The 15450-nt window shown below is 44.1% G+C and carries 14 protein-coding genes and 1 tRNA gene; 6 read left to right on the forward strand and 9 right to left on the reverse strand.

Annotated features, from left to right (window positions below; translation table 11 throughout):
* Positions 1 to 14: 14 nt before the first annotated feature.
* Positions 15 to 479 carry a CsgE family curli-type amyloid fiber assembly protein gene (locus WG943_RS04205; RefSeq protein ID WP_340406927.1) on the reverse strand — a complete coding sequence of 155 codons (465 nt, stop codon included), beginning with the start codon at positions 477 to 479 and terminating at the stop codon, positions 15 to 17.
* 590 nt (positions 480 to 1069) lie between these two features.
* Here WG943_RS04205 and WG943_RS04210 point away from each other — a divergent pair.
* On the forward strand, positions 1070 to 1810 hold the full coding sequence (locus tag WG943_RS04210; protein ID WP_340406928.1) for a M48 family metallopeptidase: 741 nt from the start codon (positions 1070 to 1072) through the stop codon (positions 1808 to 1810).
* A gap of 123 nt (positions 1811 to 1933) precedes the next feature.
* Positions 1934 to 2479 (forward strand): hypothetical protein, encoded by a 546-nt coding sequence (locus tag WG943_RS04215; protein ID WP_340406929.1) that lies wholly within the window; start codon positions 1934 to 1936, stop codon positions 2477 to 2479.
* Between the two features lie 130 nt (positions 2480 to 2609).
* On the opposite strand, the gene WG943_RS04220 is transcribed toward WG943_RS04215, so the two are convergent.
* From WG943_RS04220 to WG943_RS04255, 8 genes are all read right to left on the reverse strand, one after another.
* Entirely contained in the window at positions 2610 to 2861 is a 252-nt protein-coding gene (locus tag WG943_RS04220) for an acyl carrier protein (protein ID WP_340406930.1), read from the reverse strand.
* Between the two features lie 6 nt (positions 2862 to 2867).
* Positions 2868 to 6281, reverse strand: coding sequence for an efflux RND transporter permease subunit (locus WG943_RS04225; protein ID WP_340406932.1), 3414 nt, complete (start codon positions 6279 to 6281; stop codon positions 2868 to 2870).
* 21 nt (positions 6282 to 6302) lie between these two features.
* The gene (locus WG943_RS04230; protein ID WP_340406933.1) at positions 6303 to 7454 is read right to left on the reverse strand and encodes an efflux RND transporter periplasmic adaptor subunit; all 1152 of its coding nucleotides are present in this window, start codon (positions 7452 to 7454) and stop codon (positions 6303 to 6305) included.
* A 34-nt stretch (positions 7455 to 7488) separates the two neighbouring features.
* Entirely contained in the window at positions 7489 to 8856 is a 1368-nt protein-coding gene (locus tag WG943_RS04235) for a TolC family protein (protein WP_340406934.1), read from the reverse strand.
* Positions 8857 to 8884: 28 nt separating this feature from the next.
* On the reverse strand, positions 8885 to 9517 hold the full coding sequence (locus WG943_RS04240; RefSeq protein ID WP_340406935.1) for a TetR/AcrR family transcriptional regulator: 633 nt from the start codon (positions 9515 to 9517) through the stop codon (positions 8885 to 8887).
* 250 nt (positions 9518 to 9767) lie between these two features.
* The gene (locus WG943_RS04245; protein ID WP_340406937.1) at positions 9768 to 10511 is read right to left on the reverse strand and encodes a LytR/AlgR family response regulator transcription factor; all 744 of its coding nucleotides are present in this window, start codon (positions 10509 to 10511) and stop codon (positions 9768 to 9770) included.
* Positions 10508 to 11536 (reverse strand): sensor histidine kinase, encoded by a 1029-nt coding sequence (locus tag WG943_RS04250; protein WP_340406938.1) that lies wholly within the window; start codon positions 11534 to 11536, stop codon positions 10508 to 10510. The genes WG943_RS04245 and WG943_RS04250 overlap by 4 nt, the downstream gene beginning before the upstream one ends.
* A 12-nt stretch (positions 11537 to 11548) precedes the next feature.
* A complete protein-coding gene (locus tag WG943_RS04255; protein ID WP_340406939.1) occupies positions 11549 to 12370 on the reverse strand; it encodes a LiaF transmembrane domain-containing protein in 822 nt (273 codons plus the stop codon).
* Between the two features lie 275 nt (positions 12371 to 12645).
* Here WG943_RS04255 and pheS point away from each other — a divergent pair, with 275 nt between their 5' ends.
* The 4 genes from pheS (at position 12646) to WG943_RS04275 (ending at position 15249) form a co-directional block, all read left to right on the forward strand.
* Positions 12646 to 13671, forward strand: coding sequence for a phenylalanine--tRNA ligase subunit alpha (gene pheS, locus WG943_RS04260; RefSeq protein ID WP_340406941.1), 1026 nt, complete (start codon positions 12646 to 12648; stop codon positions 13669 to 13671).
* Positions 13672 to 13778: 107 nt separating this feature from the next.
* Complete coding sequence (locus tag WG943_RS04265) at positions 13779 to 14636, forward strand: 3-hydroxyacyl-CoA dehydrogenase NAD-binding domain-containing protein (protein ID WP_340406943.1); 858 nt, start codon at positions 13779 to 13781, stop codon at positions 14634 to 14636.
* Entirely contained in the window at positions 14629 to 15042 is a 414-nt protein-coding gene (locus WG943_RS04270; protein ID WP_340406945.1) for a hypothetical protein, read from the forward strand. The genes WG943_RS04265 and WG943_RS04270 overlap by 8 nt, the downstream gene beginning before the upstream one ends.
* A 133-nt stretch (positions 15043 to 15175) precedes the next feature.
* Positions 15176 to 15249: transfer RNA gene (locus tag WG943_RS04275), tRNA-Asn, on the forward strand.
* The last annotated feature ends 201 nt before the right edge of the window (positions 15250 to 15450 follow it).

The raw sequence follows: 15450 nt of genomic DNA on the forward strand, positions 1-15450 counted from the left end.
TTGCTTTATGTAGATCAGAATACTTCTCTTGCTTTTTTCCCTTCAGCCTCTAACTGCTTGGTAAGCTGGTCTTCCTGAAGGTAATTGTACACTATAGCCACAACATAGTTTGCCACTTCTTCAATAAGATCATAGCGCGGTTGCAGCACCTGCTCAAATAAGAGTACATCGTTAATGGCAATAGAAACTAAGGATCCGTTGCCACGTGCAGGCTGCTCTTTAACTAGTACAGTGAAGTTTTTTGCCATTGGCGGGGCCTCCCACTGCATAAGGAAAATATCGTAAAAGTCTCGGCCAACTTTAGTGATGGTTTCATCTACAACCAATCCATCTACTTCCAAATCCACAGATGCTTGTGTTTTTTCCTGCAAAAATTGGTTAAGCAGACTAACTGTTTCTTGCTTACGCATCTTTTCTTTACTGATAGAATCTTGCCTGATTACGTTCTGCTCATACTCTTGCGCTTTAACAAGCTGCATTACTCCACAAACCATCAGCAGGCAGAAAGTCAACAATAAGCCTTTAAGGGGAAATGCCTTCATAGACACAAATACAGAACAAAATGAATATTAAATTGACTTTATATAGCACATATACTTTATTTACATTAAAAAGTTTAGTTAAAAAATTAATTTTCCAAGGCAAAGGATATCCTTCAGGCTAACACACTTTTATATACTCTTGCTTTTTAAAGTATAGGATGGGTGGTAGTAAATCCGTTTTATCACAAAGTCCTATCAGGCATCAGTTCGGTAACAATACCTATGTATTTTGATAAGTGATAGCAGATTTCACGAATCATCGGTATGAAATGCTTGATATCAACTAAAGAAATATGGCAGGATTAGGAGCACAATAGGCGCCAACAGCTTATTCTATTTTTGTACTAAAAGCTGATTTAAAGAACTACAGGGCGGTTATTAATATAACTTAAAACATTAAAATATAGCACAATACAAATACTAATATTTACATAACAGCCAATAAAAGGCTAACGAAGTATGGTTTTATAAGGAAATTATTCTTTATCTTTGGCCACAGGATTTTGTATTTTAACTTTTTAGCCAAAGTGTCTTCATCATTTTTACGACTTACCTCTGTTAATGTACACATTGACGGAATCGGGAAAGTTCTGATTGAGCGAAGCGATAAAGCAAAGCGCCTCAGCATTAGCGTACGACCTTTAAAGGGTGTACGTGTGGCTGTTCCGCCGCATATCAGCTTCGAAAAAGCAGAACAGCTCATTTATACCAAGTCAGACTGGATAAAAGAGCACCAGACGCGCATGCAGCAGCATGAACAGCAGCTTACCGTGTATGATGGCTCTACGGAGTTTAAAACCAAATACCACACGCTACGCCTGCTAACTCATGCACAGTACAGTATGCGTTGCGTTATTCAGGATGGGTTTATAAATGTATTTTACCCTGCCCATAAAGATGTGCGTGACCCTGATGTTCAAAAGTTTATCAGGCAGTCGATTGAGGAAGGTTACCGCAAAGAGGCAAAGCAGTATTTACCGGGCCGTGTGGCTTACTTTGCTGAGAAGTTTGGGTTTACTTATGAGAATGTATTTATTAAAAGTGCAAAAGGCCGCTGGGGTAGCTGTTCTCATACTAATAACATCAACCTGAACCTGCACCTGATGCGCTTACCCGATGCCCTATGCGACTATGTAATCCTGCACGAACTGGCGCACACGGTAGAGAAAAACCATGGTCCACATTTTTGGGCACTACTGGATAGCATTTGCGGAAATGCAAAAGCACTGGACAAAAAACTAAAAGCTTATCGTATATCCATCTTCTAAGGCAAAAGCTATCGGCTAATTTTACTAAACTACTCAGACTTCATAAAAGTATAAACCACCTAAAGCAGCTACTGAAGCTGCTTTAGGTGGTTTATACTTTTATGAAGCTCAGGTACCACACACATGAAAAAGGTTTTTTACGCTATTATTTTGCTTGCTCTGCTTCAATCTTGTGTTAGCCAGCAAGTAGCTATTAGAGACTATTCAACAGAGCACGTTGCTATACCATTCCAAGCGACTGAGATCTACATAAAAGACAGCAGAACAAATAAACAGCCCATGAATTGGGACCTGCCTGCCATTGCCACCAAACAGTTATCTGTAACAGGTAGCCCTGAGCTTACATCAGCCGACATACAATTGCTGACAAGTATAGTTAAAAAATCGGAGTCAGCTAATGGCACGCCTGCCAAAATAACTGTTCGTTTACTTGAAGGCACCTGTAATATTTATGCAGATTGGAGCAAAGCAAAAGAGTTTACAAAAGTTGCCATTGAGCTTGAGGTAGAAGAACTAAACGGGCAAAGATACTTTAAGAGTAATGCAGAAGTTTTTTATGAATACGGGACTCTAAATGCTCTGGAGGATTCTGTTGTAAAAGCTTATAAGCTAGCCCTGAAAAATGCTACACATCAATCTTTAAAACAATTACCAAGTCAAGTCAACTAGGTAGCAAATCTCAAATTTAATATTCATAGCTGCGCTGATCTTAAATTGTATAAACAGCACTTTCAGCTATATTAAAAGAAAAAGCGAGGAATGTATTCCTCGCTTTTTCTTTTAATATACTTTCTAACAATTAGCTGGCCTTCTTCAAAGTATGCGTTGATACGAAGTTTATAAAATCGCCTACCTTATCAATTGGCACCTCGTCTGGAATAGTGATCTTAAAGCTCCTCTCTAGTTCCAGGATAATATCCACCACATCCACTGTATCAAAGCCAAAGTCCTGTAGCATTCTGTCGGCCCAGAGACGATCAGCTTTTATCTCTTTTGTTTTGCTAATGATACGGATAACCTCCTTTTCAATAGCGTTATTTGTAGCAATCATAGTAGTTTAAACTGTGTATTCTCTTACTTTTCCATTAACGCGAAGCGCCTCCTGCTTTTGCAGCTTTAAAGCACCGCGTTTCTTTTTACCAATTAATTTATCTTTTAGCTTTTCGTTTAACAAGTACATTACCGGTACTATCAACAACGTAACAATTGTAGCAAATCCTAAGCCGAAAATAATAGTCCAGGCAAGCGGTCCCCAAAACGCTGCACTGTTACCACCCATAAAGAAATTCGGCTTAAACTCTGTAAATAAAGTATAGAAGTTCAGGTTTATGCCCAGTGCCAGTGGTATCAGACCTAGTATAGTGGCTGTAGCCGTAAGCAATACCGGGTTGAGACGTGTTTTACCAGCCTCTACAATTGCCTCCTTAAGTTCTTTTCCTTCTTCTAACAACAGGTCCGTAAACTCTACTATCAGGATACCGTTCTTCACCACTATACCTGCCAGTGCCACTATACCTACCCCCGTCATTACAACAGAGGCATCCATTTTAAAGATAGAGAAACCTAGCAGCACACCAATGATACTGAACAGCACCTCTGAAAGTATAATAAACGGTTTTGATACGGAGTTAAATTGTGTTACCAGGATCAAAAAGATAATGAAGAAGGCTGCAACCAAGGCCATAAACAGGAACTGCCCTGTCTCCTGCTGCTCTTCCTGCTGTCCGCCCATGCGCACCTGGTATCCTTCTGGTGTCTGAAAATCCTGCAACGACTGCTCTATCTGCTGTACAACTTCGTTTGCGTTGTAACCAGCCAACACGTTAGATTCCAGCGTAACCATGCGCTTCAGGTTCTTGCGTTTAATACCGCCATAGGTAGTGCCATACTCTATACTTGCCACAGACGAAAGCGGAATCTGGCGCACCAGGCCTGAATTCATGTCGCGGTACGTGATGCGCATGTCCAGCAATCCATCAATATTATTACGGTATTGCTCAGCCAGGCGAACCTGTATAGGGTATTCATCTTCATCGAGTTTAAATTTAGACGCCTCTTTACCGAAAATAGCAGTACGAATTTCGGTTCCAATCTGAGCTGTGCTTAAGCCTTCACGGTTTGCACGCTCTCGATCAATATTGATTACGATTTCTGGCTTACTATCTTCTAGGTCTGATTTCAAACCCTCGATACCACCTATCTGCTGATCACTGATATATTGTTCCACGTTTTTAGAGAGTGCGATCAACTGCTGGAAATCCTCTCCTGATATCTCGATGCTAATTGGCTTACCAACCGGCGGTCCATTTTGCTCTTTATCAACAGTTATTTCAGCGCCTGGTATGCCTTTTACAGCCTCGCGTATCTCGCTCAGGTAATCACTTGTTGTTTTATCGCCAACGCGGTCCATGTACTCTACAAAAGCTACTGTTACCTTGCCCTTATGCGACTGTGCCGTTGTGCTGCGGTCATTCTGATCTCCGGCACCGATGGCCACATTCGATATAACTGACTCAACGTTAGGGTTACTGTCACCTATCACCTTGTACACACGGCGTTCCACCAAATTTGTAACAGAATCGGTTACAGCCTGATCAGTACCTACCGGCATTTGTATATAAGTATAAACAAAGTTAGGGTCGCTGTCTGGGAAGAATACAACCTTCGGCGAACGTACTGCTACTAGTACTATCGAAAGTATAAGCAACAGGATTATACTGCCAAACACACCAACAGGGCGCCAGCCTACCAGCATCCAGCGCAGCAACTGCTCATACTTAGCCATAAATCTAGGCAGCACATTTTCCTGAAACTTATAGATAAGCCCCTTAAACACAAACCTGTTTAGCGCCACCAATATTACTGCCAGCATAATTAGGTTAGCAGTACCAAAAGAGCCTGCTATGTAAAGCGCTATAGCCACTACCACTGCCGCAGCCAATATAATCGTAAAGCGCTTGTTTTCCTTTGCAGTAGGTGCAGCATGCTCTTTCTTCATAAAAGACACTGCAAATACTGGGTTTATTATAAAGGCAACCAGCAGCGATGCCATCAGCGTTACAATAAGGGTAATAGGTAGGTAAAACATGAATTCGCCTACAATACCTGGCCAGAAAAGCAGCGGAAAGAAGGGCGCAATAGTTGTTAAAGTACCAGCCAGTACAGGCATAAACACCTCTCCTGCTGCCACCTTTGCCGACTTTACGACACCCAGATTGGAAGTATGCAAAATTCGGTGTGTGTTCTCAATAACTACAATCGCATCATCCACGACTATACCTAAAGCCAGCAGGAAGGCAAACAACACAATCATGTTAAGCGACACATCAAAAGAGTCGAACATCAAGAAAGCCACAAACATGGATATAGGCACCGATAAACCAACGAAAATAGCATTGGTAGTACCCATAAAGAACATCAGGATGATAGTAACCAGCACAAAGCCAATAATGATCGTGTTGATCAGGTCGTTCAGGGTGTGTCTTGTCTGCGTGGCTTGCTCACCTGTAACGGTTACTTTCAGGTCAGCCGGCAATACAGTGCCTTCCATCTCGATGAGCAGGTCCTCTATCTTGTCTGATGCCTCTATTAGGTTTTCGCCACTGCGCTTGATCACATTCAGCGTTATCACAGGAGCATTATCCAATCGAGCGTAGCTTTCCTGCTCTTCAAAACCTTCCTTTACTGTGGCAATTTCTTTTAACTGAATATTGGCCCCGGCTATCGACTTTACTATAATGTCACCGATCTTGTTGGGATCCACGTATTGGCCTACCACACGAACAGAGCGTTTCATTTCGCCTACTGTTACGTTACCACCCGAAATGGTCATGTTTTCCATGGCAATGGCACGCTCAATATCTGCGAACGTTACCTGCGCCACCTGCATTTTATACATATCCACGTCTACCTGCACTTCTTTTTCCAGAGCGCCGGCCATGTCTACACGCGTAATCTCAGAAAACGACTCGATACGGTCCTGGATGTCTTCAGCATAATCCTTCAACTGGTCCAGGCTATAATTACCCGATACGTTTACCTGCATAATCGGGAACTCAGAGAAGTTGATGTCCTGCACGCTTGGCTCCTGATCCAAGTCGGTAGGTAAGTCGGAGCGAGCTTTATCCACAGCATCTTTTACCTGCTGCTTCGCCTCCGACACATCCACATCGGTATTAAACTCCACCGTAATCATTGAGAAGTCCTGCAAAGAGTTGGAGGTAATCTTTTTGACCCCGGAGATGGCCTTTATTTCTTTTTCTATTGGTCTGGTCACCAAGCTTTCCATATCCGATGGCGATGTACCCGGATAAATGGTGCCCACAAAAACGGTAGGAATCACTACATCAGGGAAGTTCTCCTTTTGAATATTGATATAAGAGAAAATACCCCAGATCGAAACAATGATCGTGATGATGTAGATACTGGTTTTATTATCAATAGACCAACTTGTTGGCTTAAACTGTTTCATAGTTTTACTTTAAAGTATGGCTTACTTCTGAGTAAGGCTGCTCTGTGTATACACTACAGGCTGCCCCTCATTTACACTCTGGTAACCAGCTGTAATTATCTGGTCGTTGGCCTGCAGTCCGCTAAGTACTTCTACTTTGCCGTTGTAGCTTCTGCCGGTTTTAATTTCTTTTCTGGCAGCTACGTAGCGGTCGCCTTCTTTTTTGGCAACATATACATACTCTGCCTTTTCGTCTTTCTGCACCAGGTTTACTGGCAGCACAACCACATTCTCATTTTTATAGTCCTGAATGCGAACCACGGCTACCATGTTTGGCTTTAGGTTTATCTCTTTGCCATTCTTCAGGCGTAGCTCTACTTTAAATGTGCGGCTTGTAGGATTTATAAAGCTGCCTACAACATCTACCTTAGTCTCCACTTCCTGATCCAGGTCCGGGAAGTAGACAACAGCATCGCTTCCTTTGGTTACTTTGGCCTGGTATGCCTCCGATACTTCCGCTACAATTTTACCTCCCTCCGAATTTACTACCCTGATGATGCCTACCCCCGGCGCCACAGCCTCTCCTGCATTTGGCATTACATCATCTACCACTCCGGTTATCGGCGCCTTCACATTATACTGGTCTCGCTGCTGCTGCAGTGTTGCCAGGCTACGTTCCAAAGCCTCTTTGTTATTTTTGGCTGTCAGGTACTGCATTTCTGTGCCTATCTTCTGGTCCCAGAGGTTCTTCTGTCTTTCATATGCTATATTAGCTAAATCGAGCCGGGTTTTCACTTCAGCGATGTTCTGCGCCAGTACCTGCGCATCTATGGTTGCCATTGTCTGGCCTTTAGAAACTCGGTCGCCGCGCTGCACACGCACACTTGTAAGCACACCAGGCACTTTAGCACTTACCAACACATTCTGGTCAAAATCTACTTTGCCCTGTACCTCCAGGTAGTGGCGGAAAGTATCCTGTGCTACTGCTTCTACTGCTACTGGCACTGTTTTTCGCTCTGTGGCAACTGTTTTACCTTCTGCTTTCAGTTCAGCCTCCAGCGATGCTATTTGCTCCTGTATCTTTTCCTGCTGTGCCTTTAACTCTTTCAGCTGCGCTTCTTTATCGTTGCTTCCTCCGCAGGCTGCCAAACCCAGCATAATAGCCATTGAAGAGATCCCTAATAATCGTTTCATTTAGTTTTAGTGATTTGGTAGTTTTTCGATAGTTTTATTTAGTTAACAAAGTGCCGGTTGCTTTCTCTAAGTTTACTTTAGCAATAAGTGCATCGTAAATAGCTGCATAGTAATTTGTCTGGGCCTGGCGCAGGTCTGTTTCTGCGGTTACCACTTCCAGGTTAGAACCTACGCCCTCCTGAAACTTAATCTTAGAAACACGCGCAATCTCCTCTGCCAGCTCCAGGTTTTCACGCTGCGAGTCCAGCACATCAAGGGCGTTGGTCAATTCTGTTGAGGATTGATCTATCTGCAGGTCTATACTTTGGCGTAGCGTTTCAAAGCCATACTTTGTATTATCGAGCGTTAGTTTTGCCTGCTGTATCTGATAGTGCTTGCGCAAACCATCAAAAATAGGTAGTTGTATCTGCCCCCCTACATAGCCATACTCCAGCCAGTTTCGTGTTTTAGTTATTTCGCTGAACTCGTTGTTCGCTGCATTATAGCCATAGCGGGCATTTAGGTACAGTTTGGGCATGTAGCCAGAGCGTCTGTTGCGTAGGTCTAACTCAGCAAGGTCGCGTTGTGTTTCAAGTATAGCGTATTCGATGCGGCTGCTGTAGTTAAAATTTTGCGGAGCTGCCTGGGCCGTACTTACTTCTACTTCTTCCAGTTTATCCGTTAGTACCAGCTGCTGTTTGTGGTCGATGCCCATCTGAAACTTGAGCAAGCTTTCGCTTAGCTCCATCAGTCGTTCTGCTTTCTGCTTTTCCACCTTTAGGTTATTAAGCGATACACGCAAACGGTCTACATCCAGCTTTTCAGCCACACCGTTTTCAAACATTACTTTGGTCTGGAAAAGCACAGTGTCAAGCCTGATAATATTCTGATCCAGCAGCTTCATACGCTCACGGTTTACAAGCACACCATAATATGCCTTTGCAACCTGCTCTGCTACTTCTATTTCACTTTGAGCTGTGTTTCTCTTAGAAAGTTCGGTGTAAGTTTTGGCAGCCTTTAGGCCGATAAGGTAAGTACCGTCAAATAGCAGTTGGTTACCTGTAAGTATAGCGTTTCCGGTATAAGCCGGAGTAAACGTAACCGGCACAAATGTACCAGGCTGCGGTGAGTTAGGATCATCTGGATCGTTGAAGAACTCTGCTGGCAAAAAACTCTGCTGCTGTATAAAATTATCTCCTACATCAAGCGAACCGTTAATTTGCGGCAAGCCCATAGCCCTTATCTCACCGACTTTAGCTTTATCTATTCGTTCCTGGTTGCGCAAAACCTGCAAACTTGCCCTATTCTGCAGCGCATACTTTATACTTTCCTGCAGGCTAAACTGCTGCGGGGCCTGCCCCTGCGCATTTGCGGAGCCAACCAGCACAAGAACAGCTAAAAAAAGACTTAGGTAGTTTTTCATAATTTTATTTAGATAGTAGTCGGTAGTATTATTCTTCTTCTATTCTTTGCTTGTACTCGTTTATCATTTTATGCCCCCGGAGAGTGGCCATGCCTAGCATATAGTGCTCCAGCATATCTAGCTGCACCTTCTGTATGTTAAATTCGTGTGGCGGAAACAGCTTATTGTCATAGGCCATCTCTACCATGCCTAATCGCATGCGCGCCATAATCTCTACATCCAAATCGCCTCTGTACAGGCCCTCAGCAACACCTCTAAGTATATTCAGCTTGATCTTATCCAGCATAAAATCATACTTATGGGCCATCCAGAGCTGCCAGCTGTCACGGTGATACTTCTGCACATCATGGAAAATTGATGGATGCACTTTGGATACAATGTGTTTTGTCATCTCCATCAGGTTCCACAACTCTTCAATAGCATTGCCTGCACCTTGCATAGAACACTCACAATCACTCTCCATCGACTCCAGAAAGCATTTGCAAGAGTAAAACACAATCTGATCTTTGTTCTCAAACAATTTATAGATGGTCTTCTTCGACATCGACAAATGCTGTGCGATATCATCCATAGATACACTTTTGATCCCCCGCTGACAGAAGAGGTCAAAGGCAGCTTTGGTGATTTTTAGCTTGATATCTAAGTTCTCCGTTGTCTCCATTTCGCCACAAAACTATGGAAACGTTTTTTATCTCCAAAGTTTCCGCACATTATTTTCATGTTAAATTTTCGGCAAAAAAGCACTTTACGGAGCTGTTTATAAGTAATATACAAACCCCATGTGTTTAGATAACCAGTATACCTATTGTTGAATAGTTGACAGACACAGGTTAACACAAGACACAATCCGGCCTGACCACGACAAACAATGCGGTTAACCTGATCAGCTAAATAAGCTTGACTCTAAAAATTTATAAACCCAGAACACCTCTTAAATTGGTGTAGCCGTTTTTGCTTAAGGGTATGCGTTGCCCTGTTTTTAGCAGCGCCACATGGCTGTCTTTTTCAAAGGGCTCTATTCGGGTGAGTTGAGAGAGGGAAAGTATAAACGACCGGTGTACACGCACAAACTGGCTAGAACTAAGAGTTTTTTCATAGTAGCCCATCGTTTTCTTTTTCAGGAAAGTGCCTTCTTTGGTATGTATTTTAACATAATCATCGTAGGCCTCTAAGTATAAAACATCTGCTACAGGTATAATTTTGATGTTGTTGCCTACCTTAACCACGATGCGCACCTGCTCCTCTGGTTGCTTGGCTGTTGTTTCTTCCAGCTGCTGCAGCTTTGCTTCGGGTACGGCTACTTTTCGCTGTTCTTGCCACTTTTGTACAGCCGCATCAAAACGTGTTTTACTGAAAGGTTTTAGCAGATAATCCACTGCGTTAGCCTCAAAAGCCTTAATGGCATATTCATCGAAGGCTGTGGTAAAGATCACAGAAGGCGCATGCTCTACCAGTTCCAGCATCTCAAAACCATTTATCTTTGGCATCTGCACATCCAGAAAGATCAGGTCGGGTTGGTGCTGCATAATAGCTTTCACACCCTCAAATCCATCGCCGCACTCCTGCGCCACTTCTATGTCGGGGTGGTTCTGCAGGTATTCGGCTACTATACTTCTGGCCAATGGTTCATCGTCAATAATCAGGCACTTGCTCATAGTTTTTGAGGTATTTTGATGGTGGTAGTAAATGTATGGTCTTGTTGTTTTGTACTTAACAGGTCTTGGCGGGCATAAAGCAAGTATAGCCTGCGCTGCACGGAGCTTAACCCGAAGCCTGTACCACGTTTCGGCCGCGCTGTGGCCGGATCGAAGGGGTTTTGCACCTGCAGCTGCAAAACATTATCTGTTGCTGTTGCTTTTATACTTATTGCAGTATCTCCGACGGTATCATAAAGACCAAATTTTATGGCATTTTCTACTACAGGCTGCAGTAGCAAGGCCGGCAGGCGCATGTTCACAGTTTCGTTTTGTACTTGTATGGCAGTTTGGAGGCGGTGCCCAAAGCGTACTTTTTCTATTTCTAAGTATAGCTCCAGGTGCTTTAGCTCATCCTCTAATGTCACCAGCTGCTGGTCCTCTTTGCGCAGAGTGCCCCTTAAAAAATCAGACAGTTGATGAATCATGATTCTGGCTTGCTCGGGCCTTGCTCCTACCAACGCACTAATGGAATTAAGGCTGTTGAACAAAAAGTGCGGTTGCAATTGCTGCCGCAGATTGTACAGTTCTGCCTCGCGGGCTAGTTTATCGGTGGCAGCTTTTCGTTCTTCCTCCTGTCGGCGGTTTAAAGTATAAAACCACATCCAGCTCAAGAGCAGCATCAGCAACACCATCAGCCAGGCAAACACCATACGCACAGGCAAGCTGGCATCCAAAAAAGTTAAGTAATTTACTTCCCCTTTGAATACTCTGCTGATAATAAAATCGAATAGAAAAATACAGATACCGGCCATGCCTAGGCTCCAGCCAAACAGATATGCTCCCTGTTTTATACTTGGCTGGTAGTAGCGCAACCCGGTGCTCATGGCATAACCGCCAGTCACCAGCAGCAGGTTTGTGAGCAGCGCATCGGCGATAGCTATACTTGTTACCACTCCCACCGACCACAGCAGCGTAGCCTGCACAGCAGACCAGAGCAAAGCCCAGCCCAGGTATACAACCAACATAATGCGTTGTGGGTACATGCTGTTTATACTTTAGAAGCTCTTAATCTGCAAGCCGCCGAACAGCGAAGTGCCTTTAATGATCAACACTTTGTTTGGATCATAGCCGCCTGGCATAATAGGACGCTTGTCGTCGATGCCACCAAGTATGGCCACTGCCTCAGATTTAACCTCCCAGTGCGCAGGCACAACTAAGGTGGTACCACCAAATATCTGGGTGGCTTCCAGTACAGCAGGTTGCTGCAAATCGGCCTGGCTCATGTTCAGTTCTGTTCCTCCAAAAATACTCACTACCTCACCGCCTCTAAAGTTTTTAGAGATAATGTTCTTTTTTACCCCTCCAAAAACAGCTGTGGCATCTACATAGTCTTCAGTAGACTCATCGCTGCCAAACACATTAAAACTTTCGTCTTGGTAATTAGCCGCAGGAGTTTCTGTAGTATAATCGTTGAGTGGTTGCTGTGGCTGAGCAGGCGGAATAAAGTATGAGCGTTGTCGCTTAGGCTTTAGCATTACCCACAGGCCAATGCCTATGAGCAGGATAGGCCAGAAGTAAAACCTAAGGTTTATCCCCGGAACCAAGTCACTTATCAGGAACACAGTACCTATAATTATTAACACCAGCCACGATGGCTTCCTGAAGTTATCTTTAAAGCCTATAAAAAGCCCCAGCACAATCAGGAACATCTGCCATGAAAATACCCACCTTGGCAGAAAAAAATAATCTAGTTTGGTGGCAAGTATAACTAAGCCGATGATAACCAGCAGTAAGCCAGCCATTACTTTACCACCGCCACGTTGCGGGTTCTCCCAGTTGCCGCCGTAGTTGTTTGAGTTAAAGTCTCTGTTGTTCATAGTTTCTTTTAGTTAATATCTGATCAAATGTACTTCAATCAAAAGTATAGGTCTAGGGTTAATAGGCTAGCCTTGGAAAGAAGTCGGTAAACGAGGGAGTTGCGTCGGTAAAGATAGAAAGTATATAGTGGTTATACTATGCTTCTGATTTAGTCTTTACACTTTTAAAAGCAGTACATAGCAGTAAACTTTATAGAAAACATGTATATAGTAGCTTATCCATTTTGCCCGTACTTTTTACGTATTATCCCATAGTAATTTTATCTTTGCATATTATGGTGGAGAACATACAAGCAGTAGCACAAGAGATAGAAGCAGCGCAGCTTACCAATGCTGCAGAACTGGAGCAGTTCCGTATTACCTACATAGGCCGTAAAGGCCGTGTGGCAGAGCTTTTTGATAATTTAAAGCAGGTTGCACCAGAGCAGCGCCGCGAGGTGGGCCAGCAGCTGAATGCCTTAAAAAATCGTGCCCAAGAGCGTTTTGATCAAGCGCAGGAGCAGCTAGCCAGCACTGCTGACACAGCCGGCGATACAGGCTTCGATTTTACACTGCCCCCAGTACCCAACACCTTAGGCACACGCCATCCGCTTTCGCTGGTTCGCCGCGAAATCGTGCGTATTTTTGAGCGCATTGGTTTTAACGTGGCTGAAGGCCCAGAGATTGAGGATGATTGGCACAACTTCTCAGCCCTTAACTTCCCAGAAAACCACCCTGCCCGCGAAATGCAGGATACTTTTTTCCTGAGCGAAGACAAGGATAAGCTACTGCGTACTCATACTTCTAATGTGCAGGTGCGCCTGATGGAGAATAACCAGCCTCCACTGCGCAGCATTATGCCAGGCCGTGTGTACCGTAACGAAGCCATCTCGGCGCGTGCGCACATGGTATTCCACCAGGTAGAGGGCCTATACGTGAACAAAGGCGTTAGCTTTAAAGACCTGAAGGAGACGCTTTATTACTTTGCTAAAGAGATGTTTGGACAGGATACTAAAATTCGTTTCCGTCCGTCTTTCTTCCCGTTCACAGAGCCAAGCGCCGAGATTGACATCTCCTGCTTTATCTGTAAAGGTGAGGGCTGTAATATCTGCAAAGGTAGCGGTTGGGTAGAAATTGGCGGCTCTGGCATGGTAGATCCTGCTGTGTTGGAAAGTTGTAAGATCGACTCTAAAGTATACTCTGGCTTTGCTTTTGGTATGGGCATCGAGCGCATCTCCATGTTAAAGTACCAGATAAAGGACCTTCGCCTGTTCACAGAAAACGACGTGCGCTTCCTGCGCCAGTTTGAAGGAGTAATTTAATTGTTGATTGCTGGGTTTCGCCTGCTCCAGCTTTCTTGCCATTTATTTAACCAGTTATACTTGGCAGATTTTTTAACAATTAACAACTAACAATTAACAACAAAAAAATGAAACTAGAAGATATCAAAACAATAGGGGTTGTAGGTGCCGGCACCATGGGCCAGGGCATTGCGCAGATTTGTGCACAGGCAGGCTATAAAACCATACTTTTTGATATCAACGAGCAGGTACTGCAGAAAGCAGAAGCTACTACTGCTAAGAACCTGGACAAAGGCATTGAGCGCGGCAAGCTTACCGAGCAGGAAAAACAGGCAGCCTTGGCAAATCTCACCTTTACTGGCGATACACTGCAACTGAGCTGCGATGTTATTATTGAGGCTATCGTAGAGAAGCTGGAGGTAAAGCAGAGCATCTTTAGAGAACTGGCCGATATCAACACGCCCGATACCATACTAGCTTCTAATACCTCCTCTATCCCGATCACGCAAATAGCTGCTGCCGTTCCTAACCCAGAGCGCGTGGTGGGCATGCACTTCTTTAACCCAGCCCATATTATGAAGCTGGTAGAGGTAATCTCTGGTGCCGCCACAGCCCCCGAAACAGCCGAAACAATAAAGCAACTGGCCGAAAAACTTGGTAAAGTTGCTGTTATGGCAAAAGATTCTCCAGGTTTTATCGTTAACCGTGTAGCACGCCATTTTTACGTGGAGGGGCTTAAGCTGCTGGAAGAAGGCGTTGCCGACATCGAAACGATTGATAAGCTGATGCAGGCCAGCGGTTTTAAAATGGGCCCCTTCGAACTCATGGATTTAATTGGCGTTGACACAAACTACTCGGTAACAACATCTATGTTCGAGGCTTTTCATTATGATCCGAAATTCAGACCAAGCCGCATACAGCAGCAAAAGGTGGATGCAGGGCACCATGGACGTAAGTCTGGCAGGGGCTTTTACAAGTATGAGTAGGCTGTTGCCACTCCTGCTTCTTCTATTTTTATTTGGCTGCAAAGACAGCTACCAAGGCCCCGCCATACCTGAGGTGCCTGTAAGCGAGCAAATTAATGTAAGCAGCCTACAATACCCAGAACTACGCCGCGATGGCGGCTATGTATACTTGAATGCTGGCTACAAAGGCATACTTTTAGTACGCCAAAACGCAAGCCTTTATACTGCTTTCGAACGTGCCTGCCCCTACGACCCAACTGCCGCCTGCGCCCAGGTAGAAGTAGACCAGTCTAACCTGTTTTTAATAGACACATGCTGCGGCTCCCAATTTAACTTTCAGGGCAACGTAACTTCAGGCCCGGCTGTGTATGGGTTAAAGCAATACCGCACCTCGCTTTCGGGCTCTGTGCTTTATATTTCTAATTAAAATTTTCTTTTTGATTTACAGCAGCTTATACTTTAACTAAAGATTTTTTTAGCAACAGACTTGCGTAGTAAGTAAAACCGCCGTAATATTGCACCATCAATCAGCGAGAAAGTCGCAGATGATATGTCGAAATTCCTCCTTAGCTCAGTCGGTTAGAGCACCTGACTGTTAATCAGGGGGTCCCTGGTTCGAGCCCAGGAGGGGGAGCAAAAGCCACTCAGCAATGAGTGGCTTTTTTGTTTTCCATACAATCCATATTATTGCCCCCTCATTAGATAATCTCGATTAGTCCCACCCCGACTTTATTATATTAGACTACTCCAACTAGCAGATTTAATTAACATAATCAAATCAATAGATTGATTTAGCATCTACTAAAGCATTAGCTTTGAATTACATGCCCCATCT

The sequence above is a fragment of the Pontibacter sp. H249 genome, from assembly GCF_037892465.1.
Taxonomy (GTDB): Bacteria; Bacteroidota; Bacteroidia; order Cytophagales; family Hymenobacteraceae; genus Pontibacter.

Bases quoted from the DNA above. Each gene is read 5' to 3' on its own strand.
- WG943_RS04205 (WP_340406927.1), bottom strand. From the start codon at position 479: ATGCAGCTTGTTAAAGCGCAAGAGTATGAGCAGAACGTAATCAGGCAA.
- WG943_RS04215 (WP_340406929.1), top strand. From the start codon at position 1,934: ATGAAAAAGGTTTTTTACGCTATTATTTTGCTTGCTCTGCTTCAATCT.
- WG943_RS04220 (WP_340406930.1), bottom strand. From the start codon at position 2,861: ATGATTGCTACAAATAACGCTATTGAAAAGGAGGTTATCCGTATCATT.
- WG943_RS04225 (WP_340406932.1), bottom strand. From the start codon at position 6,281: ATGAAACAGTTTAAGCCAACAAGTTGGTCTATTGATAATAAAACCAGT.
- WG943_RS04230 (WP_340406933.1), bottom strand. From the start codon at position 7,454: ATGAAACGATTATTAGGGATCTCTTCAATGGCTATTATGCTGGGTTTG.
- WG943_RS04235 (WP_340406934.1), bottom strand. From the start codon at position 8,856: ATGAAAAACTACCTAAGTCTTTTTTTAGCTGTTCTTGTGCTGGTTGGC.
- WG943_RS04240 (WP_340406935.1), bottom strand. From the start codon at position 9,517: ATGGAGACAACGGAGAACTTAGATATCAAGCTAAAAATCACCAAAGCT.
- WG943_RS04245 (WP_340406937.1), bottom strand. From the start codon at position 10,511: ATGAGCAAGTGCCTGATTATTGACGATGAACCATTGGCCAGAAGTATA.
- WG943_RS04250 (WP_340406938.1), bottom strand. From the start codon at position 11,536: ATGTACCCACAACGCATTATGTTGGTTGTATACCTGGGCTGGGCTTTG.
- WG943_RS04255 (WP_340406939.1), bottom strand. From the start codon at position 12,370: ATGAACAACAGAGACTTTAACTCAAACAACTACGGCGGCAACTGGGAG.
- pheS (WP_340406941.1), top strand. From the start codon at position 12,646: ATGGTGGAGAACATACAAGCAGTAGCACAAGAGATAGAAGCAGCGCAG.
- WG943_RS04265 (WP_340406943.1), top strand. From the start codon at position 13,779: ATGAAACTAGAAGATATCAAAACAATAGGGGTTGTAGGTGCCGGCACC.
- WG943_RS04270 (WP_340406945.1), top strand. From the start codon at position 14,629: ATGAGTAGGCTGTTGCCACTCCTGCTTCTTCTATTTTTATTTGGCTGC.